Source organism: Bradyrhizobium sp. B120, assembly GCF_049075665.1.
Lineage (GTDB): Bacteria > Pseudomonadota > Alphaproteobacteria > Rhizobiales > Xanthobacteraceae > Bradyrhizobium.
The window spans coordinates 637,143-659,432 of sequence record NZ_CP185242.1; the positions used below are offsets into that span (position 1 = coordinate 637,143).

Sequence of the window (22,290 nt, forward strand, 5' to 3'; positions counted from 1 at the left end):
CCAACAAAGAGCCAGCGCATGAGCGCGATGTCAGATACTGCATTGCAGGCCGCGCCCGCGACCAAGGCACGCGGCTACTGGGCGACGGTTGGGCGCCGCATCAGGCGCGACAAGGTCAGCATGGCCTGCGCCACCATCCTGGTGCTGATCTTCGCCTCCGCGCTGCTGGCACCATGGCTGCATCTCGCCGATCCCTATCAGGGCTCGATGATCCGTCGTCTCCGCCACATCGGCACGCCGGGCTATCCGCTCGGCACCGACGAGCTCGGCCGCGATATGCTGGCGCGGCTGATCTATGGCGGACGGTTATCGCTGGTCATCGGCATCCTGCCGGTGATCCTCGCCTTCATGATCGGCACCTCGCTCGGCCTCGTCGCCGGTTATGTCGGCGGCAAGCTCAACACCGCGATCATGCGCACCGTCGACGTGTTCTACGCCTTCCCGTCGGTGTTGCTGGCGATCGCGATCTCGGGTGCGCTCGGCGCCGGCATAACCAATTCGATCGTGTCGCTGACCATCGTGTTCGTGCCGCAGATCACCCGCGTCGCCGAAAGCGTCACCACCGGTGTCCGCAACATGGATTTCGTTGAGGCGGCGCGCGCATCCGGCGCCGGTCCTTTCACCATCATGCGCGTGCACATGCTCGGCAATGTGCTCGGCCCGATCTTCGTCTACGCCACCGGCCTGATCTCGGTGTCGATGATCCTGGCCGCCGGTCTCTCCTTCCTCGGGCTCGGCACCAAGCCGCCGGAGCCGGAATGGGGCTTGATGCTGAACACGCTGCGCACCGCGATCTATGTCAATCCATGGGTCGCAGCGCTGCCGGGCGCGATGATCTTCGCGGTCTCGATCTGCTTCAATCTGCTCAGCGACGGCATGCGCAGCGCCATGGACATCAGGAATTAGAGCATGAGCGAGGCCAATCTCTCCGTCGATATGCTGGAGCCGGTCGCCGATATCGGCGGCGCAGCGCAGCCGCTGCTGCAGGTCAAGGGGTTGACCAAGCACTTCCCGGTGCGCGGCGGGCTGTTCAGCCCGCGCAAGACCGTGCGTGCCGTCGACGACGTCAGCTTCGCGGTCATGAAGGGTGAGACCGTCGGCATTGTCGGTGAATCCGGCTGCGGCAAGTCGACCACCGCGCGGCTGTTGATGCACCTGATGGCGCGCGATGCCGGCGACATCATCTTTGACGGCCGGCAGGTCGGCCCGGCGCTCTCGCTGCGCGAATTGCGGCGCGGCGTGCAGATGGTGTTCCAGGACAGCTACGCCTCGCTCAACCCGCGCCTCACCATCGAGGAGTCGATCGCCTTCGGACCAAAAGTCCACGGCATGGCCGACGACACGGCGCGGACGCTGGCGCGCGAACTGCTCGGCAAGGTGGGCTTACGGCCGGAGATCTTCGCCAACCGCTATCCACACGAAGTGTCCGGCGGCCAGCGCCAGCGCGTCAACATCGCCCGCGCGCTCGCGCTGTCGCCGCGGCTCGTGATCCTCGACGAGGCGGTTTCCGCGCTCGACAAATCGGTTGAGGCGCAGGTGCTCAATCTGCTCGCCGATCTGAAGCGCGAATTCGGCCTGACTTATCTGTTCATCAGCCACGATCTCAACGTGGTCCGCTACATCTCCGATCGCGTGCTTGTGATGTATCTCGGCGAGGTCGTCGAGCTCGGTCCGGTCGACGCGGTCTGGGACGCACCGGCGCATCCCTATACCCGCGCGTTGCTGGCGGCGATGCCGTCATCCGATCCCGACAGGCGCACCGAAGTGCCGCCGATCTCGGGCGATCCGCCCAATCCGATCGATCCGCCGGCCGGTTGTCGCTTCCACACCCGTTGTCCGTTTGCGGAGCCGCTCTGCGCAAACGACACGCCAAAACTCAGCGATCTCGATACAATGGGCCATCAAGCGGCGTGCTACATGGCCATTGCTGGCTCGGGGCACAGCCGCGCGCCGGCAAAAGCAAAAGGAGAAAACGCGGCATGACCAGACCAACCCCCAAGGACGTCAAGGTGATCGCGCACGTCGCCGACGTGCCTGCCGATGACGATGTCGCCACCCGCATCGCCAACTCGATCGGCCCGGCGTTCGACGGCTTCGCGCCGATCTCCGGCACGTTGCCGTTCGATCTCGAACCCGCGAGCTTCCTGCTGGCGCAGAAGGTGTCGAAATGAGCTCTGATCCGGCCCTGATGACGCTGACCGCGGTCGCCAAGGCGATTGCCGACAAGAAAGTCTCCTCGCACGAGGTGACGCGCGCTGTGCTGCATCGCATTGCCGAGTGGCAGCCGCGCCTCAACGCCTATATGGCGATCGAATCCGAACAGGCGCTTGCCGCCGCCACCGAGGCCGATGCCGCGCTCGCCAAGGGCAACAGCCGAGGCCCGCTACACGGCGTGCCGCTGGCGCACAAGGACATGTATTACGAGGCCGGCAAGGTCGTGACCTGCGGCTCGCTGATCCGCCGCGACTTCGTGCCGAAGACGACCGCGACGGCGTTGCAGCGGCTGAAGGATGCCGGGCAGGTCCGGCTCGGCTCGCTGCAGATGGTCGAGTTCGCCTATGGGCCGACCGGCCACAACGTGCATTACGGCGCGGTGCGCAATCCCTGGAATGTCGCGCACATCACCGGCGGCTCGTCGTCGGGCTCGGGCTCGGCGGTCGCGGCGAGGCTCACCTTTGCCGCGCTCGGTTCCGATACCGGCGGCTCGGTGCGGATGCCCGCGCATTTCTGCGGCGTCACTGGCCTCAAGACGACGGTCGGCCGCGTCAGCCGCGCCGGCGCAATGCCGCTGTCGCAGTCGCTCGACACCGTCGGTCCGCTGGCGCAGACCGCGGAGGACTGCGCGCTGCTGCTCGGCCTGATGGCTGGCGCCGACCCCGAGGATCTGACGGCGTCGACGCAGCCGGTGCCCGACTATCTGGCTGCAACGAGAGAGACACTGAAGGGCCTCAGGATCGGCGTCCCGACGGCGTTCTATGTCGACGACCTCGATCCCGAAGTGGCGCGTGTCCTCGACGAGACGGTGGCGACCCTGAAGAAGGAGGGCGCCGAGATCGTCAAGGTCGAGCTGCCGGATCAGCGCCAGCTCGGCGCCGCGTCGCAACTGGTGCTCGCGGCCGAAGCCGCGGCCTACCACAAGCGCTGGATGATCGAGCGGCCGCAGGATTACGGCGCGCAGGTCCTGATGCGGCTGCAGAACGGCCTCACCATTCCCGCGGTTACCTATCTCGAAGCAATGCGCTGGCGCGGGCCCGCGCTCGCCGCGCACAACGCGGCGGTCAGCGGGATCGATGCTGTCATCGCGCCGTCCTCGCCGGTGCCGGCGCCGACGATCGCCGAGAGCGATGTCGGCAACGGTCCGGGCGCGGAAGCGGTGATCCAGCGGCTGACGCGGTTCACCCGCCCGGTCAACTATCTCGGCTTGCCGTCGCTCTCGATCCCCTCGGGCTTCACCAAGGCGGGTCTGCCGGTCGGCATGCAGCTGATCGGCCGCTCCTTCGAGGAAGCGGTGTTGCTCCGGATCGGCGCCGCCTTCCAGCGCGCGACCGACTTCCACGCCAGGGTCCCCAAGCTCGCATGACCAATCTCGTCGAGATCAACAACCTCAACATCCGCTTCACCGGAGATCGCACGGTCCATGCCGTGAACGATCTCAGCCTACAGCTCGGCGAGGGCGAGGTGTTGGGGCTGCTCGGCGAGTCCGGCTCGGGCAAGAGCGTGACGCTGCGCGCGCTGATGCGGCTGTTGCCGAAGAAGCGCACGCAGATTTCCGGCAGCGTCAATGTGCTTGGCCGGGACGTGCTGGCGATGGATGACGAGGCGCTGTCCGCATTCCGCGGCCAGACCGTCTCGATGATCTTCCAGGAGCCTGCGCTGGCGCTCGATCCGGTCTACACCATCGGCCGCCAGATCGCGGAAACGGTGATGCGCCACGAAGGCAAGAGCGAGCGCGACGCCACAGCGCGCGCGCTCGAAATGCTCGAAGTGGTGAGGATCCCCTCCGCGAAGCGGCGGCTCGATTCCTATCCGCACGAGATGTCGGGCGGCATGCGCCAGCGTGCGATGATCGCGCTGGCGCTGGCCTGCAAGCCGAGGATCCTGCTGGCGGACGAGCCGACCACCGCGCTCGACGCCACCGTGCAGATCCAGATCCTGCTGCTGCTGCGCGAGCTGCAGCGCGAGTTCGGGATGTCCGTCATCTTCGTCACCCACGACATCGGCGTTGCGATCGAGATCTGCGATCGGGTCGCGGTGATGTATGCCGGCCAGATCGTGGAGCAGGGCGCCTTGCGCGATATCGTGCGCACGCCGGTTCATCCCTATGCGAAGGGCCTGCTGGCCTCGACTATTCACGGCGCGATGCGCGGCCAGCGGCTCGAGACCATCCCGGGCACGCCGCCCTCGCTCGATCATGCGCCGGCCAGCTGCTCGTTTGCGCCACGCTGCAGATTCGCCGAGCCGCGCTGCAGTGAACGATTGCCGCCCAGCGTGCAAACCGCGCCCGGGCATCTGACGCGCTGCGTTCTCGCAGAACCGGCAGTCGCCGCGGGTTAGGATGCCCGCGCGACCGCGTCGGTAATCCAGCGTCTCACCGCCGCGATCCGCCTGTCCCGCGCCTGCTCGGTGCGGGAGACCAGGTAGATCGTCTCGTAATGCGCGGCCTCGAACGCAAACGGCGCCACCAGCCGCTTGCCGAAGCCCGGCCGCGTCTTGATCAGGGGTGCCATTGCGAGCGCCACGCCGAGCCCGTGTTCGGCGGCCTCCAGCATCGCCGGCACGCTGTCGAGCCACAGATGCCCGCGCGGGGCGAGATGCGGCAGCCCGGCCTCCTTCAGCCAGGCCGGCCACGCCCGCGGTTGCGTCGTGACATGGATCAGCACCTCGCGCGATAAGTCCGCAGGGTTCCGAAGCCCCGCCTTGACCATCGCCGGCGTGCAGACCGGCAACCCCTTGACCTGGACCAGCGGCTCGACCTTCAGCCCGGCCGCATGTTCCCGCCCGTAGCGGATCGCGACATCGACGCGCGAGCCGTTGAAGTCGGCATATTGGTGCGTGGCCTCGATCCGCAGCGTCAGTTGCGGATGCCTCCGCTTGAACTCCGGCAGCGCCGGCAGCAGCACGGCGCTGGTGAAGAACGGCAGTGAGCTGATCCACAGCTCACCGCTGGCCTCGCCGCGTTGCCGCAGCATGTCGCGGCTTGCCTCCTGCAGCGTCGCCAGCGCGGCCGACACCTTTGCAAGGTAACGTTCGCCGTCAGCGGTCAGGCGCACCGAGCGCGCGCCGCGGACGAACAGCTTGGTGCCGAACTGCTGCTCCAGTCCGCGGATCTGGTGGCTGATCGCCGACGGGCTCAACGACAGGTCGCGCGCGGCGCGGCGGAAGCTGAGCTGGGTTGCCGCGCGCTCGAAGGCGAGCAGCGCCGGCAGCGGCGGGATGGCTCGTGGATCCGGGGCATCCAATGGGTGAATCCTGTTCACCTGAAGTGATGAATGGCCTTTTGTCATGGCGGCTATTCTTGGATCAGATTGCCCCTACGCTCAATCCTGCTCACCTCAGGAGATCTCATCAGCCTTGGCTATCTTCGAACCGCTCGCCACGCCGCATCACTGGAAGCCCGCCGCGCTGGCGGCGGGGCCGTTCGCAGGCCTGCAGGGTGGCGCGGTCGCAAGCCTGTTGACCGCCGAGGTCGAGGCCATGCAGGTCCGCGCAACTGGGGTACCGCGATATCGGCGTCAGCCTGGTTCCTGCGGCCCACGCCGATGGCGGAATTGCGCACGCAAGTCGCCGTCGTGACCGAGGGCGGCCGGGTCAGCGTCGTCGACAACACGCTGTGGCCGGCCGGCGCGGAGCAGCCCTGTGCGACGGTGCGCGTGACGCTGTCGCGCGAACGTGCGGTCGAGATCCCCGGTTTTGGCGGCGGCGCAGCCGACCCGGTGGATCCCACGGTCTTTCCGTTGCGCAGCCCGCACGCGGTTCATGGCCGCAGCTGGTTCATGGACGCGATGGAAGCCCGTGCCGGCGGCGATGTCGCCTGGTTTCGCATGCATCATAGCGTGATCGCGGATGCCGGACCGCTGGCGCGCGTGCTCGGACCGGCCGACTGGACCCACGGCATCGCGCGCCCGGTGCAGAATGTGGTGGCCGACCCCAATCCGAACCTCGTGGTGCAGCTGTTCCGGCCACCGCGTGGCGAGTGGGTCGGCGTTCGCGCCGAGGCCCGCTGGCGCCCGGAGGCCGGGCTTGGCGTCGGCAGCGGGGTATTGCTCGATGTGGATGGCGAGATCGGTCGGGTCTCGATGTCGGTCATTCTCGTGCCCTTTCCGAGAAGCGCACCCGCTGCGGGTCCAGGTTCCGCGGCCGGTTAACCCTAATTATTCCGTCAACTGTCTGTGGGATCACAAAAATAGGTCGCAAACCATGCTTTGGTTCGCGCGACTTGAAATGGACGGTGGTCGCAAACGTCTGTACAACGTGGCGATCACGTAACTCTTTTGTTTTGCAGAGATCGGTTTTTATGGCAGCCGCGCCCGCTGTCCGGCGTTCCGAACTGGCTGAGGCGCTGCGCGCATGCCGCAGTGCCTTCATCGGCGTCGGCCTCATCAGTTGCATGATCAACCTGTTGTACCTGACAGGCTCGATGTTCATGCTGCAGGTCTACGACCGCGTGCTGCCGAGCCGCAGCGTTCCGACCCTGGTCGGCCTCGTCGCCATCGCCGCGGTCCTCTACATGGCCCAGGGCGTGCTCGATCTGTTGCGCGGACGGATCCTCGGCCGCGTCGGCACCTCGCTCGACGAAGCGCTCAATGCGCGGGTGTTCGACACCATCGTGCGGCTGCCGCTGATGGCCGGCAATCGCAGCGAGGGCCTGCAGCCGTTGCGCGACCTCGACAATGTGCGTTCCTTCCTCGGCAGCATGGGTCCCGGCGCGTTCTTCGACCTGCCCTGGCTGCCGTTCTACATGTTGATCTGCTTCGCGTTCCATTGGCTGCTCGGCGTCACGGCGCTGGTCGGCGCCGTCATCCTGGTGACGCTGACGCTGATCACCGAATACATGTCGCGCACGCCGGCCAGGGAAGCGATGTCGCTGGCGGCGCGGCGCAACGATCTCGCCGCTTCCAGCCGCCGCAACGCCGAAGTGCTCGTGGCGATGGGCATGGCCGGGCGGATGAACAAGCGCTGGAACGAAGCCAACGAGGAATATCTGTCCGGCAACCAGCGTGCGAGCGACGTGAGCGGCGGGCTCGGTGCGGTCGCCAAGGTGCTGCGCATGATGCTGCAGTCCGCCGTGCTCGCGGTCGGTGCCTATCTCGTGATCCACCAGGAGGCCACCGGCGGCATCATCATCGCCGGTTCGATCCTGAGCGCGCGGGCGCTGGCGCCGGTCGATCTCGCGATCGCGCATTGGAAGAGCTTCGTCGCCGCGCGGCAGAGCTGGCAGCGCCTCAACCGCCTGCTGCAGCAGATTCCGGCGCGGCCGGAGCAGACGCTGCTGCAGGCGCCGCAGAAGAAACTCTCGGTCGAGGCGGTGACCATGGTTGCGCCGGGCGACCAGCGCCCCATTGTGCAGGATGTCACCTTCGCCGTCGAAGCCGGCAGCGGCGTCGGCGTGATCGGCCCGAGCGGTTCCGGCAAGTCGTCGCTGATCCGGGCGCTGGTCGGCGTCTGGGTGCCGGCGCGCGGCAAGGTACGGCTCGACGGTGCCGCGCTGGATCAGTGGTCGTCGGACCAACTGGGACGCCATGTCGGCTATTTGCCGCAGGACGTCGAACTGTTCGCCGGCACGGTCGCGCAGAACATCTGCCGGTTCGATCCCGACGCCAAGTCCGACGGTATCATCGCGGCGGCCAAGGAGGCCGGCGTGCATGAGATGATCATCAAGATGCGCGAGGGCTACGACACCCAGGTCGGCGAGCAGGGCACTGCGCTTTCCGCCGGTCAAGCGCAGCGCGTCGCGCTGGCGCGCGCGCTCTACGGCAATCCGTTCCTGATCGTGCTGGACGAGCCGAACTCCAATCTCGACAGCGAAGGCGACGAGGCGCTGACCCGTGCGGTGCGTGGCGCCCGCGAGCGGGGCGCCGTCGTCATCGTGGTCGCACACCGGCCGATCGGCATCGAGGGCGTCGACCAGCTGCTGGTGCTCAAGGACGGCCGCATGCAGACCTTCGGGCCGAAGGAGACCGTGCTCGCGCAGGTGCTGCAGCGCGTCACGCCGCCGGCGCCCACGCCGATCAAGATCGTCGCCGATGCTGGGGCGACCAAGTCATGAGCGACCGCATGACCGATCAGCCGCGCAACGCACATGCTTCGATCAGGAAGCACCTCGTGGTCGGCCTCGTCGTGGTCCTGGTTCTGGGCGGCGGCGTCGGCGGCTGGGCCGCGACGGTGCCGATCTCGGGCGCGCTGATCGCGCCGGGCTCGGTGGTGGTCGATACCAACGTCAAGAAGGTGCAGCATCCGACCGGCGGCGTCGTCGGCGAAATCCTGGCGCGCGACGGCGACACGGTCAAGGCGGGCGACGTCGTCGTGCGTCTCGACGAGACCGTCGTGAAGGCGAGCCTTGCGATCGTGGTCAAGACGCTGAACGGTCTCTATGCGCGGGCGGCCCGGCTGCAGGCCGAGCAGCAGGGCCTCGACAAGATCGCGTATCCGCCGCAGCTCACCGAGCAGGCGCGGGATCCCGACGTCCGCGATATCATGGCGAACGAAACCAAGCTGTTCGAGGTCCGGGTCAACGGCCGCGCCGGCCAGAAGGCGCAGCTGCGCGAACGCGTCACCCAGCTCAACGAGGAAATCGCCGGCCTGCAGGCGCAGGAAACCTCCAAGGACAAGGAGATCGCGCTGGTGCAGCAGGAGCTGGTCGGCGTCCGCCAGCTGTATGAGCAGCATCTGGTGCAGCTCACCCGCCTCACAACGCTGGAGCGCGACGCGGCGCGGCTCTCCGGCGAGCGCGCGCAGTACATTGCGTCGCGTGCCCAGGCCAAGGGCAAGATCACAGAGACCGAGCTGCAGATCATCCAGGTCGACAAGGACATGCTCTCGGAGGTCTCGAAGGACCTGCGCGAGGCCAACGACAAGATCGGCGAGTTCGTCGAGCGCAAGGTGACCGCCGAGGACCAGCTCCGCCGCATCGATATCCGCGCCCCGCAGGACGGCGTGGTGCTGCAATCGACCGTCCACACGGTCGGCGGCGTCGTCACCGCGGGCGATGCCATCATGATGATCGTGCCGAGGGCCGATGACTTGTCGGTCGAGGCCAAGGTCAATCCGCAGGACATCGACAAGCTCCAGGTCGGACAGAAGACCGTGCTGCGGCTCTCCGCCTTCAACCAGCGCACCACGCCGGAGCTGAACGGCGTCGTCACCCGCGTCTCCGCCGACGTCAACACCGACCAGCGCACCGGGCAGAGCTACTACACGATCCGCGTCTCGATGCCGCCCGAAGAAGTCGCGCGCTTGGGCAGCGAGGTGAAGATCATCCCCGGCATGCCGGTGGAAGCCTTCGTCCAGACCGGCGACCGCACCATGATGTCGTACCTGATGAAGCCGCTGAGCGACCAGTTCATGCGCTCGTTCCGTGAGAAGTGAGTCTTTCGCAGAAGCTCTCGTAGCCCGGATGAAGCGCAGCGAAATCCGGGAACAGTGATGCGGATGCAGCTGCCCCGGATTGCGCTTCTCTTCATCCGGGCTACGGCCCTTAGCCAGAGCGGGCTCTTTCCTCATGTCGTCCCTGCGAAAGCAGGGACCCATAACCACCGCAGATCTTTGCGGCGCAACGCAGTGGCCGCAGTGTTCTTGAACGGTGGCATCGGTGGTTATGGGTCCCGGGTCGCGCTGCGCTTGCCCGGGACGACGGCGGAAAACTATTGCGCCAGATTCTTCAACAACAGCTCGAGCGCCGCTTTCGCGAACGCCTGCATGTTGGCCTGCCGGTCGCTGCTCGCAGTCTCCAGCGTGACCACCTGTTGCCGGGGACCTGCGACCGCCATGCAACTGTGGCCGGCGGCATCGCCGTAGCGGTTGCCGGTCGGGCCGGCGGCGCCGGTCTCTGACAAGCCCCAATCGGTGGAAAGGCGCTCGCGGATCTGGCGCGCCAGCAACTGCGCGTAGGGTTCCGACGACGAGCGGAGGCCGCGCATGGTGTCGTCGGGAATGTCCATCAGCGCGCGCCGTGCATCGCGGGTGTAGATCACGCCGCCGCCGAGGAAATAGGCCGACGCGCCGGGCACCGCGAGCAGCGATGCCGAGATCAGCCCGCCGGTGGAGGATTCCGCGACCGCAATCGTCTGCTTGTTCGCGATCAGTTTCGCGGCGACCTGCTCGGCGATGTATATGAGTGCGTTCATCGGCGCTCTTTCTCGTTGCTTGCCATGAAAACTGCCATGAAAATCCCGTGGGGCGTTCTGCCTTCCTAGCACACCACACCGGCCTCTGCCGAGTTGCGGACCGCGGCCCGGCCTGATTGAATATCGGACAAGAACCAAGCGGCGCCCGACAAGTTGTTGTGAGAGCGTGCGCCGGAGGAAACACCATGACGTTGCCGATCGCGGGTGGCGTGGATTGCGATCTGCATCCCGCCGTGCCTCACCTCACCAGCCTGCTGCCGTACATGAACGACTACTGGCGCGACCAGGTGACGACGCGCGGCATGACCGACCTGATCTCGCAATCCTATCCGACCAATTCGCCGATCGCCTCGCGGCCGGACTGGCGTCCCGCCCAGGGCAAGCCCGGTTCGAGCCTTGCCGACATGCAGCGCCAGGCGCTCGACCGGTTCGGCACCGCCACCGGCATCTGCAATCCGCTCTATGGCGTGCAGATGGTGTTCTCCGAGGACATGGCCGACGCGTTCTGCCGCGCGCTGAACGACTGGCTGGCCAAAGAATGGCTGGACAAGGACGACCGCCTGCGCGGCTCGATCGTGATCCCCGTGCAGAGCATCGACAAGGCGGTCGCCGAAATCGAGCGCTGTGCGCAGGACAAGCGCTTCGTCCAGGTGCTGATGCTCGTGATGGGCGACATGCCGCTCGGCAAGCGTCACTACTGGCCGATCTACGCCGCGGCCGAACGGCTCGGCCTGCCGATCGGCATCCATGCCGGCAGCGCCTATCACAATCCGCCGACCTCGGTCGGCTGGGGCTCCTATCACATCGAGGATTATGTCGCGCAGGCGCAGGCATTCCAGACCCAGCTCACCAGCCTGATCGTCGAGGGCGTGTTCGCGCGTCATCCGAACCTGAAAATGGTGATGCTGGAGTCCGGCTTCACCTGGCTGCCGCCGTTCCTGTGGCGGCTGCACAAGTTCTGGCGCGGCGTGCGCATGGAAACACCGTGGGTCGACCGCGCGCCGCTGGAGATTGTGCGCAGCAACATCCGCTTCTCGCTGCAGCCGGTCGACGCGCCGCCGGACGGCGATACCCTGAACCGGCTGTTCGACCATATGCAGTCGGACGAATTGATCCTATTCTCGACCGATTACCCGCATTGGCAGTTCGACGGCGACGAGGTGCTGCCGAAGGGGTTGTCGCAGGATCTGGTCCGCAAGATCATGATCGATAATCCGCATGCGACCTATCCGCGCTTGCAGGTGAAGGAGACGGTGCGATGAACATCCAGATTCGGGAACGTCCCGACGCGGCTGCGTCAGCCGGCATCAAGACCGCGATCGCCGATTGCGACATTCATCCCGCACGCGCGACCAAGGACGAACTGCATCCTTATCTGGCCAAGCGCTGGCACAGCCATCTCGAGACCTTCGGCGTCCATCCCTATCAGGGCATGATGGAAGGCCCGCCCTATCCGAAGGCGCAGCCCAATGCCTCGCGCCGCGATGCCTATCCGCCGGAAGGCGGCCCGCAGGGCTCATCGCTGTCCTTCATGCAGAAGCAGCATCTTGATCCCAACAATGTCGCGCTCGGCGTGCTCAACCCGCTCAACACCGGGCAGGGCATCCGTAACCAGGATCTCGCCGCCGCGATCTGCGCGGCGATCAACGACTGGCAGATCGAGAAATGGACCAGCAAGGACTCGCGGCTGAAGGGCTCGGTCGTTGTCGCCAACGAGGACGGCGTGTCGGCCGCGGCCGAAATCCGCAGGCGCGCAGGCGATGCGAATTTCGTCCAGGTGCTGCTGCTGAGCCGCAATGTCGAGCCGCTCGGCCAGCGCCGTTACTGGCCGATCTATGAGGCGGCGCAGGAGGCCGGCCTTCCGATCGGCGTGCACGCCTTCGGCTTCGGCGGCAACCCGATCACCGCGTCGGGCTGGCCGAGCTATTACATCGAGGAGATGGTCGGCCATTCGCAGTGCCAGCAGACCGCGCTGGCGAGCCTCGTGCTCGAGGGCGTGTTCGAGCGCTTCCCGAAACTGAAGATGGTGATGGTCGAGGCCGGGTTCGGCTGGGCGCCGTCGCTGGCCTGGCGGCTCGACAAGGTGTTTGCGCGGCTGCACGCCGAGGTGCCGCATCTGAAGCGCAAGCCGTCGGAGTATATCCGCGATCACATCTGGTGGACGACGCAGCCGATGGAGGATCCGGAGAGCCGCGACCATCTGTTCCAGACCATCGAGTGGATCGGCTGGGACAAGCTGCTGTTCGCGACCGATTACCCGCACTGGGATTACGACGAGCCGTCGCGCGTCCTGCCGGCCGGCGTCAGCGACGCCAACCGCCAGGCGTTCTATCTCGACAACGCGAAGCAGCTGTACGGTATCTCATAGATGGCGCGTCATGTGATCGCCCCGGTGGACGAGCTGCCGCCGGGGTCGCGAAAATTCCTTGAGATCGACGGGCGGCCGATCGCCGTCTTCAACGTCAAGGGCGAGTTCTTCGGCCTGCTGAACCGCTGCCCGCACCAGGGCGCGGCGTTGTGCGAGGGGCCGCTGATCGGGCTCGCCTCGTCGTCCGACCCCGGCGAGATCGAATACACCAAGCTCGGCGAGATCCTGCGCTGTCCCTGGCACGGCTGGGAGTTCGACATCCGCACCGGCCAGTCCTATTGCGACCCGCGCCGCTTCCGCGTGCGCGCCTATCCCGTCAGTGTCGAGCCGGGCACCAATGTGGTGAAGGGGCCGTATGTCGCCGAGACCATCAAGGTCGCGGTCGAAAGCGACTACGTGGTGGTGGATCTGTAGCCGCGATCGTCCCGGAATCCAGTTCACCGGAGATGGCACTGCGTGAGCGTCATGCGAAGCATTTTCCTGCGCGCGTTTGGCCGCCCTCGGGGCCTCCTGGGGAGGCTGGGCGGCGTGATCATGGCGCGTACCAACGCCGACTGCGGCGCGTGGGTGACGGACCTTCTTGAAGTCGAACCGGACGAGAATGTGCTGGAAGTGGGGTTCGGACCCGGTGTCGTCATTCAACGTCTGTCGAAATTGGTGCCAGCAGGGCGCGTTGCCGGCATCGACGCGTCACAGGAGATGGTCGAGCAAGCTCGTGCCCGGAACGAGGCCGCGATCCAGGACGGTCATGTCGAGTTGCGACTCGGCTCGGCGGAGAGCCTGCCGTTCGATGAAGACAGCTTTGACAGGGCGCTGGCGATCAACTCGATGCAGGTTTGGCCTGACGGCGCGGCCGGGTTACGAGAGATACGGCGGGTGATGAAACAAGGCGGCAGGATCGCGCTCGGTTTCACGTCCTATTCCGGACAGCCCAGGGGAGGGGTCGTGGAAAAGATTGTGGCCGCTGGCTTCACCAACGCTCGCCTGGTGGAGACGGATGAGTGGTTTTGCGTCCTGGCGACGAAGCCTGGCGCAGGATGAGCTTGTCGGGCGGTTCGATGCAGCTAACCCACCTGCAGTTTATTCCGCCATCATCTGCCGTTCCCGCGCGTAGCGCACCAGCGCGACGAAGCGGTAGATGCCGTGCACGAATTTTCCGTAGGGCATGGTGATGAACAGCGCGAACACCACGCCGAGATGCAGCGCCAGCAGCGGCCCCATCGCGGCGTTCTCGCGCCAAAGCAACAGGGCAAGGCCGGTGACGCTGGTCAGGAACAGCATCAGGATGAACGCGGTGTCCATGCCCATCTGCTGCTCGTCGACCAGCACGCGGTCGCGCTTCCATTTCTCTGACAAGAGCCCGATCGGGCCGACCGCGAGGCCGATGCCGCCGAGCGTGCCGAGCACGACCGGCAGGTCCCACCACGCATAGGGTGCCTCGCGCGCCAGCAAATAATGGTAAAGCGTGCCGACACAGGTCGCGGCGAAGCACAGGACGAAGCCGTAGAAGGTGAAGTGGTGATACAGCTTGCGGCGGTCGGTCGGGTGTTCGTCCTCGTTGAAGCAGCCGACACCGCCACCGTCGAGGTAGCGCAGCTCGCCGGCGTCACGGACCGCCTGCAGCAGTGATCTTGCGTCGGTCTTCATGCCGACGGGCTCGCCGATATCGCGCCAGAACGCCCGCACGCCCATCACCAGCGCGAGGATCGCGTAGAGCAGGGCGGCGCCGAACAGCAGCGCCATCGCATTATGCGGCATAAGTTTGTAGAACGCGCCGGGCCCGGTGTGGATGCCATAGAGCACGCCGCGGTCGTTGATCGCGGCGAAGCCGAAGATGAAGGCGGCGACGCTGAGCGCCGCGATCAGGCTGATGACGAGGCCGTTGCGCGCGAACGCGCCGGCAAATGCGCGCGGCCAAGCATAGGCAGCGTAGGATTCCGCCCGTGCCACCGCCAGCGTCTTCGGCACATTGACGTTGAATTCGTGCGGCGGCGAGAACTGGCAGTCGGTGTAGCAGGCACCGCAGGCATGGCACAGGTTGGCGAGATAGTTGAGGTCGCCGTCGGAGAAGGCCCGGCGCATCTCCATCGCGGGAAACACCGCGCACAGGCCCTCGCAATAGCGGCAGGAATTGCACACCGTCATCAGACGGTCGGCTTCCTGCAAGATCCTCGTCCCGTGCATCTTGTCCGACTCTTTGTTTGACGCGTTTTCTTGACGCGAACCGGTTCCCACTTCGCTTGAAAACGCTACGTTACTTCTTCGTCAGCCCTTTGCCTTCCAGCCATGTCTGGATCAGGCTGGCGACCTCGGCGTTGTTTTTGTCCATCATCATCATGTGCGAATTGCCTGTGATGCCGGCCTTGGGCAGGTCGACCACATCGACGCTGCCGCCCGCGGCGCGGATGGCGTCGGCGAAGGCGCCACCGGTGGCGCGGATCTTCGGCCAGCGCGAATCGCGCTCGATATAGTCGCCATAGACCATCAGCGTCGGGATGTTTTTCAGCGCGTCGACCTTGGCGGGATCGCCGACGCCGGCCGGCTCGATCGCGATCAGCGCCTTGACCTTGTCGGGCCGCGCCTGCGCGACCTTGAAGCCGAACATGCCGGCCTGGCTGTGGAACAGGATGATGCAGGGGCCGACGCGATCGATCTCGGCGATGTAGGCCGCGATCGTTGCGTCATCGGTGGTGGTCCAGCGCGGCACGTTCTGCTTGACGAAATTCTCGTAGCCTTCGTTCGGGAACTGGCTGCCGGGCATCAGGCGGCGCTTGGCCGGATCGGGATCGTAGGAGCCGGGGCCGTCGCCGATCCGAAAGCGCTCGAACGGATTGGCTGTGGTGAGGAACACCGGCTCGCCCTTGAAGATATCAGGGTACTGCGCCCAGCCGGCGCGGCCGCGCTCGACCGCGTCCGAGTTGTAGACGCTCCAGCCCTTGCGCAGGAAATAGTTCAGCCAGCCCTCGCGGCCATCGGGCGTCGTTTCATAGGTGACGCCGGTCAGGCCGCCGCCATGCCACAGCAGCAGCGGATAGGCACCCTTCTCGTTTTGCGGCAGGAAGTACTGCACGTACATCTGCTCGACCTGGTAGGTGCCGTTCGGATCGACTTTTGCGGGCACGCCGCCGGGCGTGAAGGTGACGTCCTTGACCGGCTTGCCGCTGATCTCGACGAGGCGGCCGCCGACATGGAACGAGCCCATGTCGCGCAGCGCGATCGGCTCGGCGGCGTGGCTCGCGGCCGATGTCATCAGGGCCGTCGCAGCGGCGAACGTCGCAAGGCGTGACATTGCTCCTCCCCGATCGAGCGAAGTTCAATTCCGCGCATTCTTCGCCGCTTCTCGCCCGGCGACGCGGCCGAACACGCTGCCGATGGTCATGCCGATGCCGGCGGCGTAGCCCTTGCCGAGCACGTTGCCGGCCATGATCTCGCCGGCGGCGAACATGTTGGCCGATGGCTTGCCGTCCTTCATCAGCATCCGCGACTGCTTGTTCACGCGGGTGCCAAGATAGGTGAAGGTGATGCCGGGCCGCACCGGATAGGCGAGATAAGGCGGCGTCTCGATCTTGCGCGCCCAATGCGTCTTCGCCGGCGTGATGCCTTCGGTACGGCAGTCGTCGAGGATGGTATGATCGAACGTGCCGGGCTGCACCGCGGCGTTGAAGTCGGTGATGGTCTTTTCCAGCGCGCTCGCGTCGAGCTCGAGCTTGCCGGCGAGCTCGGCAATCGTCGCGCCCGCGATCGGCGGAAACAGCGTCGGCATGAAGCTCGTCACGACGGTCGAATCGAAGATGATGTAGGCGATCTGGTCCGGCTGGGCGGCGACCAGGCGGCCCCAGATTGCGTAACGCTTCGGCCAGATGTCCTCGCCCTCGTCGTAGAAACGCTCGGCGTGCTTGTTGACGACGATGCCGAACACGACCGAGTCGTGGCGGGTGATGATGCCGCCGTCGAATTTCGGCGCGCGCGCGTCGATCGCCACCGCATGGCATTGCGTGGGATCGCCGATCTCCTGCACGCCCTTGGCGAGCAGCATCTTCAGGATCGCGCCACGGTTATAGGGTGTGCCGCGGATCAGGAAATTGTCGGCGGCCTCGCCCCAATATTCCTTCAGCCACTCGATATTGGCCTCGAAGCCGCCGGCCGCCGCGACCAGCGTCGAGGCGCGCACCTCGGTCCTGCCGCCGACCGGCTGCTTCAGCTGCGCCGAGAGGAACATGCCGTCCTCGATCTTCAGATCGATCACCTCGGCATCGTAGAGCACGTCGACGCCGAGCTCCTCGGCGGTGCGATAGAGCGCGTTCAGCATCGCGCGGCCACCGCCGAGGAAGAACGAGTTGGTGCGGCCAAGGCTCAGCGTGCCGCCGAGCGAGGGCTGCCAGCGCACGCCCTGTTCGACGATCCAGTTCAGGATGTCCTTGGACTCGTGGATCATGAAGCGGGCCAGTTCCTCGTCGGTCTGGCCGCCGGTCACCAGCAGCAAATCCTTCCAGAACTCCTCCTCGGTGTAGGGACCGGTGAGGATCTCGGTCGCCGCGTCATGGGCGCAGCGCATGTTGCGGGTGTGGCGGGTGTTGCCGCCGCGGTAGAATTTCGGGGCGCCCTCCAGCACCAGCACGGAGGCACCGGCGCGCCGTGCGCTGATTGCAGCGCAGAGGGCGGCGTTGCCGCCGCCGATCACCAGCACGTCGAACCTGCGCGTCAGATCAACCATGCGCTCTTGTTATCGTTGTTGGCATGGAAAGCAACATGTCGGGGCAGGCGATCGGCCTGCCCCGAATGCATATGGCAATTACGCCGCGACCGTCTCTCGCTGCTCGATGGTCTGGCCGCCGCGATAGACGATCAGCGCGGCGATGATGCCGAGAACAGCGCCGAACATCAGCCAGTAGGCCGGCGAGGCCTTGTCCTGCCCGGTCATGGCGATCAGCTTGGTCGCGACGAAGGGAGTCGAGGTGCCGAATATGCCCGCCGCCAACGCGAACGCGATCGAGAAGCAGGTGGTGCGGACATGCGCCGGCACGATCTCGACCAGGCATCCCAGCATCGTGCCGCTGTAGACGCCGAAGTAGAACGAGAACATCATCTGCACGGCCAGCAGCTTTCCGAGCGTGGGCTCATGTGCGAGCCACGACAGCGCCGGGTAGGCGGTCACGAACGACAAGCTCGCGATCGCGATCAGCACCGGCTTGCGGCCGATCCGGTCGGACAGCGCGCCGCCGACCGGATTCCAGATGAAATTCGTCACCGCAACGAGCAGGGTCACCAGCAGTGTCCCGGAGGCCGAAAGGTGCAGCTCCTTGCCGAAGCCGGGCGCATACACGGTGATGAAATAGAACGTCGTGGTGGTCAGAATCGCGATCATCATGCCCAGGATGACGATGCGCCAGTTCTCCAGCGCCGAGGCGAACACCTCGCTTGGCGTCGGATGCTTCTTCATGGCCAGGAAGGCCGGCGTTTCCTCGAGCGAACGCCGCAACATGAAGATCACGGGAATGATGAGGCATCCGATGAAGAACGGGATGCGCCATTTGGCGACGCCGCCGCCGATCGCATCCAGGAAGGTGTCGCCTGGAATCGCCTCCCTCAGGACGAAGCCGATCACGGCTGCGACGAAGATCGCGACCTGCTGGCTGGAGGATTGAAACGAGGTGTAGAAACCGCGGTTGCCGGGTGTTGCGATCTCGGAAAGATAAACGGAGACGCCGCCCAGTTCGACGCCGGCGGAGAAGCCCTGGATCAGCCGGCCAATCAGCACGATGATCGTTGCGGCAATGCCGATCGATGCGTAGGACGGGCAGAACGCGATCACCACCGTACCGAGCGCCATGAGCGCGAGCGTCACGATCAGGCCCTGGCGGCGGCCGATGCGATCGATATAGGAGCCGAGCACGACCGCGCCCACGGGACGCATCAGCGCGCCGAGCCAGAACACGCCATACGCATTGAGCAGTGCCGCGGTCTCATTCTGGGCGGGGAAGAATGCTTTCGCGATGTCCTGCGCATAGAAGCCGAACAGGAAGAAGTCGAATTGCTCGAGGAAATTGCCGCTGGTCGCGCGCAGGATGGCGCCGAGACGCGACTTGATCTGCGGGACTTGCGATGAACTCGACTGCGACATAGCGCCCTTTCCTCCCCGTGACAAAACGGCCGGCGCAAATTGTGTCGCCGGCCAAGGCAGTTAACTGCCATATGCGGCAATTTGGCACGGCTGTCCGGCGCGACCAACCCGAAATCGCGCCGCCGCCATTGGAAAAAAGCCGTAGGTGGAATTTGATGAGAGCGTTTTCGAGCGAAGTGGACACCGGTTCGCGTGAAGAAAACGCGTCAGGACAATGGTCTCGTGCGGCGTGCGCCGCATCAAGGCGTCGTATGCGCCGTGGCGCCGAGCCAGGAGCGGAATGCAGAGAGCTTCGGTGAATCGGCGCGTCCCTGCGGCGTGACCAGGTAGAAGCCGGCGTCGGCCGGCAGCGCGATCTTGAAGGGAACCACGAGGCGGCCCTTGGCGATGTCGTCCTGCACATAGGAGGTGCGGCCCATCGCGATGCCGATACCGTCGATCGCGGCCTGGATCGTCACGAACAGCAGGTCGAAGGTCACGCCCGGCTGCTTGGAAATGTCGGTCGCAAGGCCCGCCGCGGTCAGCCACAGCCGCCAGTCGTCGCTGTTGGCGTTGCTGGTGTGCAGCAGCACATGGTCCCTGAGGTCTTCAGGGCATTTGAGCGGCCTGGTTCCTCCGAGCAGCGAGGGGCTGCACACCGGAAACAGCTCGTCCGCCATCAGCCAGTCCGCGCGCAGGCCCGCCCATTGTCCGCGGCCATAGCGGATCGCCGCGTCCACCTTGTCGCGCTGGAAGTCGACCAGGCTGGTCGAGGTGGTGATGCGGACATCGATGCCGGAATGCGCCTCCTGGAACGCCGACAGCCGCGGCAGCAGCCATTTGGCGGCGAGCGATGCCAGCGTCGAGACGGTCAACACATGATCGTCGTCCCGGCGCAGCAGGCGGTCGGTCGCGAGCCTGAGGTCATTGAAGGCGGCGCGGACGCCGGGAAGGTATTCGGCGGCCTCCGGCGTCAGGCTCAACGAGCGGTTCTGACGGACGAACAGACGAACGCCGAGCTCTTCCTCGAGGCGCCGGATCTGATGGCTGATCGCGGTCTGCGTCACGTTCAATTCGGACGCTGCGACCGTGAAGCTCATGTGCCGCGCGGCGGCCTCGAACGCCCTCAGGCCGTTCAACGAAGGCAGGCGGCTGGTCATGTCAAAATGGTCTCCAAATGCATGACTTTAATTCATGCGAAGCGGTACAAAGTGTCGTTTGTGAACAGGCCGAATAGCTCCGATATTACCGCCAACAGGTTACCGATAGGAGCCGCAGATGTCCATTTTCACCCATGAATCGATGACAAATCATCATACGCCTGGGTTGCTGAACCAGGTCAGCGATACGCTGCATGTCTGGTGGGATCGCTACGAGCGCCGCCGCGAGCTGTCGCAGTGGACCGAGCGTGACCTGCACGACATCGGCATGTCCCGCAGCGACATCGTTTTCGAGACCGACAAGCCGTTCTGGCGGGCCTGAGAAGGACGCCATCGCTGGCGCCGCCTCGATCGAGGGGCGCCGGCTAATTCTTCACCCGAGGAGCGTGTCATGACTGCGCTGCATCTCGACGATCTCAAGCAATACTCTGACGTGCTGCGCGCCAAGAACGGCAGCGAGATCAAGGTGCGCTTCGTCGAGCCGCGCGATCGTGAAGAGCTGCAGAATTACATCCGCTCGCTCTCCGCCGGGTCCCGTTACAACCGCTTCCTGGGTGCGCTGAGCGAGCTGCCGAAGATGGAGCTCGAGCGTTTTATTCACGTCGGCGAGGCTGACCGGTTCACCGTGGTCGCGACGATGCTGGTCGATGGTTTTGAGACCATCGTCGGCGAAGCCCGCTATGCCTTCCATGCCGATACGTCGAGCGTTGAGTTCGGCCTGTCGATCGATGACCGGTGGCAGGGCCACGGCATTGGCAAGGCGCTGCTGAAGAATCTCGAATGCCGCGCGGCGTCTTTCGGAGCCGAGCGCATCTTCGGCGACACGCTGCGGTCCAACGCCACGATGATCGGCCTCGCCCGCAAGTCCGGCTATGCCTTCGCTGCGAGCCCCGGCGATTGGAAGCTGGTGCGCTTTGCGAAAGAGATCTACGTCGAACCACAAGACATTCCCTGTGCCAGCTGGCGGCTTGCCGCCACTTCCCGCTCGGCCACGATGTCCTCGCTTGCGGTTTGACTGACTAGGCCCGGTTCTGGCCCCTCCAGAACCGGGCCCTTTTCTTTGGATCTAGCCCTCACGCCGTAGCGCGGATGAAGCCAACGGGTCGCGCGAAGGGCGCACCCGATGACAGGCTCAGCGCAATCCGGGGCAGCCCTTACCGCAGCGAGACTTGTCCCGGATTTCGCTTCGCTCCATCCGGGCTACGCGCTCTTGCCACGATTCTTGCTCGTCATGCGCGGGCTTGACCCGCGCATCCATCCACAGAAAGCGTTTTCGTGCGATGGATTGCCGGGTCAAGCCCGGCAATGACGCGGCGCGCAAGCGGACGCCTAATTGCCCCGGAACACTGGCTTGCGCTTCTCGATGAAGGCCTGCACCGCTTCCTTGTGATCGGCCGTTGTGGTCAGGCGGATCAGCCGCTCGGCCTCGTGGTCGCGCGCGGTGGCGAAGTCGAATTGCAGCGCCTCGTCGAGATTGTCCTTCATGTAGCGGAGCGCCAGGGTCGGGCCTTCGGCCATCGACTTCGCCAGCGCGAACGCCTCGTCCTGCAGCGTCTCGTCCGGCACCACGCGGTTGACGAGGCCGATCTGCTCGCATCTTGCGGCATCGACCTTCTCGGACGTGAACATCAGCTCGCGGGCGCGCGAGGTGCCGACCAGGCGCGTCAACAGCCAGGCCATGCCGTAGTCGCCGCTCAGCGCCACGCGCAGATAACCGGTCGATATGAAGGCGGATTGCGCCGCGATCCGGAGGTCGCAGGCCATCGCGATCGCAAGGCCGGCGCCCACCGCCGGGCCGGGAAGTGCTGCAATGGTCGGCTTGCGCACCGAGGCGAGCGCACCGGTGAGCAGGCGCTGGCGCTCCTGCAGGTCCGCGACCTTGTCCTCATAGGACATTTCGAGCCTCTTCGGGTCGCGATTGGCGCCCATGCCCTTGACGTTGCCGCCGGCGCAGAACGCCTTGCCGGCGCCGGTGACGAGCAGCACGCCGACCTCGGGGTTCTCGCCGCAGGTCCGGATCATCGTGCGCAGCGCCGGCGTCAGCGTGTCCGACAGCGAGTTGCGGGCGTCCGGCCGGTTCAGCGTGATGACGGCGACGCGGTCGCGGATCACGCAGAGCAGTTCGTCGGTGCCGGTCTCGATCTTGATTTCAGCGGTCATGATTCCTCTCCAAGCCAATCGTTGCCGTCATTGCGAGGCGCGAAGCGCCGAAGCAATCCATTTCGCCGCTCGTGGTGGCATGGATTGCTTCGCTCCGCTCGCAATGACGGATGCGGCGGATGGTTGTCGGCGACGTTACGCCGCTTGCATGATCTCCGT

The 22,290-nt window shown here is 65.6% G+C and carries 22 protein-coding genes; 14 read left to right on the forward strand and 8 right to left on the reverse strand.

What is annotated here, in order from left to right:
- Positions 1–18 precede the first annotated feature (18 nt).
- From ACOIX3_RS02930 to ACOIX3_RS02950, 5 genes are read left to right on the forward strand one after another with little or no spacing between them, the layout of a single operon-like run.
- A complete protein-coding gene (locus ACOIX3_RS02930; protein WP_420968319.1) occupies positions 19–906 on the forward strand; it encodes an ABC transporter permease in 888 nt (295 codons plus the stop codon).
- A gap of 3 nt (positions 907–909) precedes the next feature.
- Positions 910–1,983, forward strand: coding sequence for an ABC transporter ATP-binding protein (locus tag ACOIX3_RS02935; RefSeq protein ID WP_420968320.1), 1,074 nt, complete (start codon positions 910–912; stop codon positions 1,981–1,983).
- Positions 1,980–2,171, forward strand: a complete 192-nt coding sequence (locus tag ACOIX3_RS02940; RefSeq protein WP_092119665.1) for a hypothetical protein — start codon at positions 1,980–1,982, stop codon at positions 2,169–2,171. The genes ACOIX3_RS02935 and ACOIX3_RS02940 overlap by 4 nt, the downstream gene beginning before the upstream one ends.
- A complete protein-coding gene (locus ACOIX3_RS02945; protein ID WP_420968321.1) occupies positions 2,168–3,580 on the forward strand; it encodes an amidase in 1,413 nt (470 codons plus the stop codon). Before ACOIX3_RS02940 ends, ACOIX3_RS02945 begins: the two co-directional genes overlap by 4 nt.
- Positions 3,577–4,554 carry an ABC transporter ATP-binding protein gene (locus ACOIX3_RS02950; protein WP_420968322.1) on the forward strand — a complete coding sequence of 326 codons (978 nt, stop codon included), beginning with the start codon at positions 3,577–3,579 and terminating at the stop codon, positions 4,552–4,554. The genes ACOIX3_RS02945 and ACOIX3_RS02950 overlap by 4 nt, the downstream gene beginning before the upstream one ends.
- Here the strand turns inward: ACOIX3_RS02950 and ACOIX3_RS02955 are convergent.
- Complete coding sequence (locus ACOIX3_RS02955) at positions 4,551–5,459, reverse strand: LysR substrate-binding domain-containing protein (RefSeq protein ID WP_420968324.1); 909 nt, start codon at positions 5,457–5,459, stop codon at positions 4,551–4,553. The two genes, ACOIX3_RS02950 and ACOIX3_RS02955, sit on opposite strands and share 4 nt — an antisense overlap.
- A 300-nt stretch (positions 5,460–5,759) precedes the next feature.
- On the opposite strand from ACOIX3_RS02955, the gene ACOIX3_RS02960 reads away from it, so the two are divergent.
- The 3 genes from ACOIX3_RS02960 to ACOIX3_RS02970 all read left to right on the forward strand — a co-directional run bounded on the left by ACOIX3_RS02960 (position 5,760) and on the right by ACOIX3_RS02970 (position 9,585).
- Complete coding sequence (locus ACOIX3_RS02960) at positions 5,760–6,365, forward strand: hypothetical protein (protein WP_420968325.1); 606 nt, start codon at positions 5,760–5,762, stop codon at positions 6,363–6,365.
- Between the two features lie 149 nt (positions 6,366–6,514).
- The gene (locus ACOIX3_RS02965; RefSeq protein ID WP_420968326.1) at positions 6,515–8,266 is read left to right on the forward strand and encodes a type I secretion system permease/ATPase; all 1,752 of its coding nucleotides are present in this window, start codon (positions 6,515–6,517) and stop codon (positions 8,264–8,266) included.
- On the forward strand, positions 8,263–9,585 hold the full coding sequence (locus ACOIX3_RS02970) for an HlyD family type I secretion periplasmic adaptor subunit (protein WP_342709015.1): 1,323 nt from the start codon (positions 8,263–8,265) through the stop codon (positions 9,583–9,585). Before ACOIX3_RS02965 ends, ACOIX3_RS02970 begins: the two co-directional genes overlap by 4 nt.
- 275 nt (positions 9,586–9,860) lie before the next feature.
- Here ACOIX3_RS02970 and ACOIX3_RS02975 read toward each other — a convergent pair whose 3' ends face one another.
- A complete protein-coding gene (locus ACOIX3_RS02975; protein WP_420968327.1) occupies positions 9,861–10,343 on the reverse strand; it encodes a CinA family protein in 483 nt (160 codons plus the stop codon).
- 185 nt (positions 10,344–10,528) lie between these two features.
- Between ACOIX3_RS02975 and ACOIX3_RS02980 the strand changes: the two genes are divergently transcribed.
- The 4 genes from ACOIX3_RS02980 (at position 10,529) to ACOIX3_RS02995 (ending at position 13,752) form a co-directional block, all read left to right on the forward strand.
- Positions 10,529–11,605: an amidohydrolase family protein gene (locus ACOIX3_RS02980; protein ID WP_420968328.1), complete on the forward strand. Its 1,077-nt coding sequence runs from the start codon at positions 10,529–10,531 to the stop codon at positions 11,603–11,605.
- The gene (locus tag ACOIX3_RS02985) at positions 11,602–12,711 is read left to right on the forward strand and encodes an amidohydrolase family protein (protein WP_420968329.1); all 1,110 of its coding nucleotides are present in this window, start codon (positions 11,602–11,604) and stop codon (positions 12,709–12,711) included. Before ACOIX3_RS02980 ends, ACOIX3_RS02985 begins: the two co-directional genes overlap by 4 nt.
- Positions 12,712–13,125 carry a Rieske (2Fe-2S) protein gene (locus tag ACOIX3_RS02990; RefSeq protein WP_016846808.1) on the forward strand — a complete coding sequence of 138 codons (414 nt, stop codon included), beginning with the start codon at positions 12,712–12,714 and terminating at the stop codon, positions 13,123–13,125.
- A gap of 120 nt (positions 13,126–13,245) precedes the next feature.
- Positions 13,246–13,752, forward strand: a complete 507-nt coding sequence (locus tag ACOIX3_RS02995) for a class I SAM-dependent methyltransferase (protein WP_420968330.1) — start codon at positions 13,246–13,248, stop codon at positions 13,750–13,752.
- Between the two features lie 39 nt (positions 13,753–13,791).
- On the opposite strand, the gene tcuB is transcribed toward ACOIX3_RS02995, so the two are convergent.
- From tcuB to ACOIX3_RS03020, 5 genes are all read right to left on the reverse strand, one after another.
- Positions 13,792–14,895, reverse strand: a complete 1,104-nt coding sequence (tcuB, locus tag ACOIX3_RS03000; protein ID WP_420968331.1) for a tricarballylate utilization 4Fe-4S protein TcuB — start codon at positions 14,893–14,895, stop codon at positions 13,792–13,794.
- Positions 14,896–14,965: 70 nt separating this feature from the next.
- Positions 14,966–16,000, reverse strand: a complete 1,035-nt coding sequence (locus tag ACOIX3_RS03005; protein ID WP_420968332.1) for an esterase — start codon at positions 15,998–16,000, stop codon at positions 14,966–14,968.
- Between the two features lie 24 nt (positions 16,001–16,024).
- Positions 16,025–17,425 (reverse strand): FAD-dependent tricarballylate dehydrogenase TcuA, encoded by a 1,401-nt coding sequence (tcuA, locus tag ACOIX3_RS03010; RefSeq protein WP_420968333.1) that lies wholly within the window; start codon positions 17,423–17,425, stop codon positions 16,025–16,027.
- 78 nt (positions 17,426–17,503) lie between these two features.
- Positions 17,504–18,832, reverse strand: a complete 1,329-nt coding sequence (locus ACOIX3_RS03015) for an MFS transporter (protein WP_420968334.1) — start codon at positions 18,830–18,832, stop codon at positions 17,504–17,506.
- Positions 18,833–19,071: 239 nt separating this feature from the next.
- Positions 19,072–19,971 carry a transcriptional regulator GcvA gene (locus tag ACOIX3_RS03020; RefSeq protein ID WP_420968335.1) on the reverse strand — a complete coding sequence of 300 codons (900 nt, stop codon included), beginning with the start codon at positions 19,969–19,971 and terminating at the stop codon, positions 19,072–19,074.
- Positions 19,972–20,089: 118 nt separating this feature from the next.
- On the opposite strand from ACOIX3_RS03020, the gene ACOIX3_RS03025 reads away from it, so the two are divergent.
- Together ACOIX3_RS03025 and ACOIX3_RS03030 are read left to right on the forward strand one after the other, a co-directional pair.
- The gene (locus ACOIX3_RS03025; RefSeq protein ID WP_298373485.1) at positions 20,090–20,293 is read left to right on the forward strand and encodes a DUF1127 domain-containing protein; all 204 of its coding nucleotides are present in this window, start codon (positions 20,090–20,092) and stop codon (positions 20,291–20,293) included.
- A 69-nt stretch (positions 20,294–20,362) separates the two neighbouring features.
- Positions 20,363–20,986 carry a GNAT family N-acetyltransferase gene (locus ACOIX3_RS03030; protein ID WP_420968337.1) on the forward strand — a complete coding sequence of 208 codons (624 nt, stop codon included), beginning with the start codon at positions 20,363–20,365 and terminating at the stop codon, positions 20,984–20,986.
- A 314-nt stretch (positions 20,987–21,300) separates the two neighbouring features.
- Here ACOIX3_RS03030 and ACOIX3_RS03035 read toward each other — a convergent pair whose 3' ends face one another.
- On the reverse strand, positions 21,301–22,131 hold the full coding sequence (locus ACOIX3_RS03035; RefSeq protein ID WP_420968338.1) for an enoyl-CoA hydratase: 831 nt from the start codon (positions 22,129–22,131) through the stop codon (positions 21,301–21,303).
- Positions 22,132–22,290: the final 159 nt, after the last annotated feature.

Coding starts and splice junctions, on each gene's coding strand:
- ACOIX3_RS02930 (WP_420968319.1), top strand. CDS start 19: ATGAGCGCGATGTCAGATACTGCATTGCAGGCCGCGCCCGCGACCAAG.
- ACOIX3_RS02935 (WP_420968320.1), top strand. CDS start 910: ATGAGCGAGGCCAATCTCTCCGTCGATATGCTGGAGCCGGTCGCCGAT.
- ACOIX3_RS02940 (WP_092119665.1), top strand. CDS start 1,980: ATGACCAGACCAACCCCCAAGGACGTCAAGGTGATCGCGCACGTCGCC.
- ACOIX3_RS02945 (WP_420968321.1), top strand. CDS start 2,168: ATGAGCTCTGATCCGGCCCTGATGACGCTGACCGCGGTCGCCAAGGCG.
- ACOIX3_RS02950 (WP_420968322.1), top strand. CDS start 3,577: ATGACCAATCTCGTCGAGATCAACAACCTCAACATCCGCTTCACCGGA.
- ACOIX3_RS02960 (WP_420968325.1), top strand. CDS start 5,760: ATGGCGGAATTGCGCACGCAAGTCGCCGTCGTGACCGAGGGCGGCCGG.
- ACOIX3_RS02965 (WP_420968326.1), top strand. CDS start 6,515: ATGGCAGCCGCGCCCGCTGTCCGGCGTTCCGAACTGGCTGAGGCGCTG.
- ACOIX3_RS02970 (WP_342709015.1), top strand. CDS start 8,263: ATGAGCGACCGCATGACCGATCAGCCGCGCAACGCACATGCTTCGATC.
- ACOIX3_RS02975 (WP_420968327.1), bottom strand. CDS start 10,343: ATGAACGCACTCATATACATCGCCGAGCAGGTCGCCGCGAAACTGATC.
- ACOIX3_RS02980 (WP_420968328.1), top strand. CDS start 10,529: ATGACGTTGCCGATCGCGGGTGGCGTGGATTGCGATCTGCATCCCGCC.
- ACOIX3_RS02985 (WP_420968329.1), top strand. CDS start 11,602: ATGAACATCCAGATTCGGGAACGTCCCGACGCGGCTGCGTCAGCCGGC.
- ACOIX3_RS02990 (WP_016846808.1), top strand. CDS start 12,712: ATGGCGCGTCATGTGATCGCCCCGGTGGACGAGCTGCCGCCGGGGTCG.
- ACOIX3_RS02995 (WP_420968330.1), top strand. CDS start 13,246: ATGGCGCGTACCAACGCCGACTGCGGCGCGTGGGTGACGGACCTTCTT.
- tcuB (WP_420968331.1), bottom strand. CDS start 14,895: ATGCACGGGACGAGGATCTTGCAGGAAGCCGACCGTCTGATGACGGTG.
- ACOIX3_RS03005 (WP_420968332.1), bottom strand. CDS start 16,000: ATGTCACGCCTTGCGACGTTCGCCGCTGCGACGGCCCTGATGACATCG.
- tcuA (WP_420968333.1), bottom strand. CDS start 17,425: ATGGTTGATCTGACGCGCAGGTTCGACGTGCTGGTGATCGGCGGCGGC.
- ACOIX3_RS03015 (WP_420968334.1), bottom strand. CDS start 18,832: ATGTCGCAGTCGAGTTCATCGCAAGTCCCGCAGATCAAGTCGCGTCTC.
- ACOIX3_RS03020 (WP_420968335.1), bottom strand. CDS start 19,971: ATGACCAGCCGCCTGCCTTCGTTGAACGGCCTGAGGGCGTTCGAGGCC.
- ACOIX3_RS03025 (WP_298373485.1), top strand. CDS start 20,090: ATGTCCATTTTCACCCATGAATCGATGACAAATCATCATACGCCTGGG.
- ACOIX3_RS03030 (WP_420968337.1), top strand. CDS start 20,363: ATGACTGCGCTGCATCTCGACGATCTCAAGCAATACTCTGACGTGCTG.
- ACOIX3_RS03035 (WP_420968338.1), bottom strand. CDS start 22,131: ATGACCGCTGAAATCAAGATCGAGACCGGCACCGACGAACTGCTCTGC.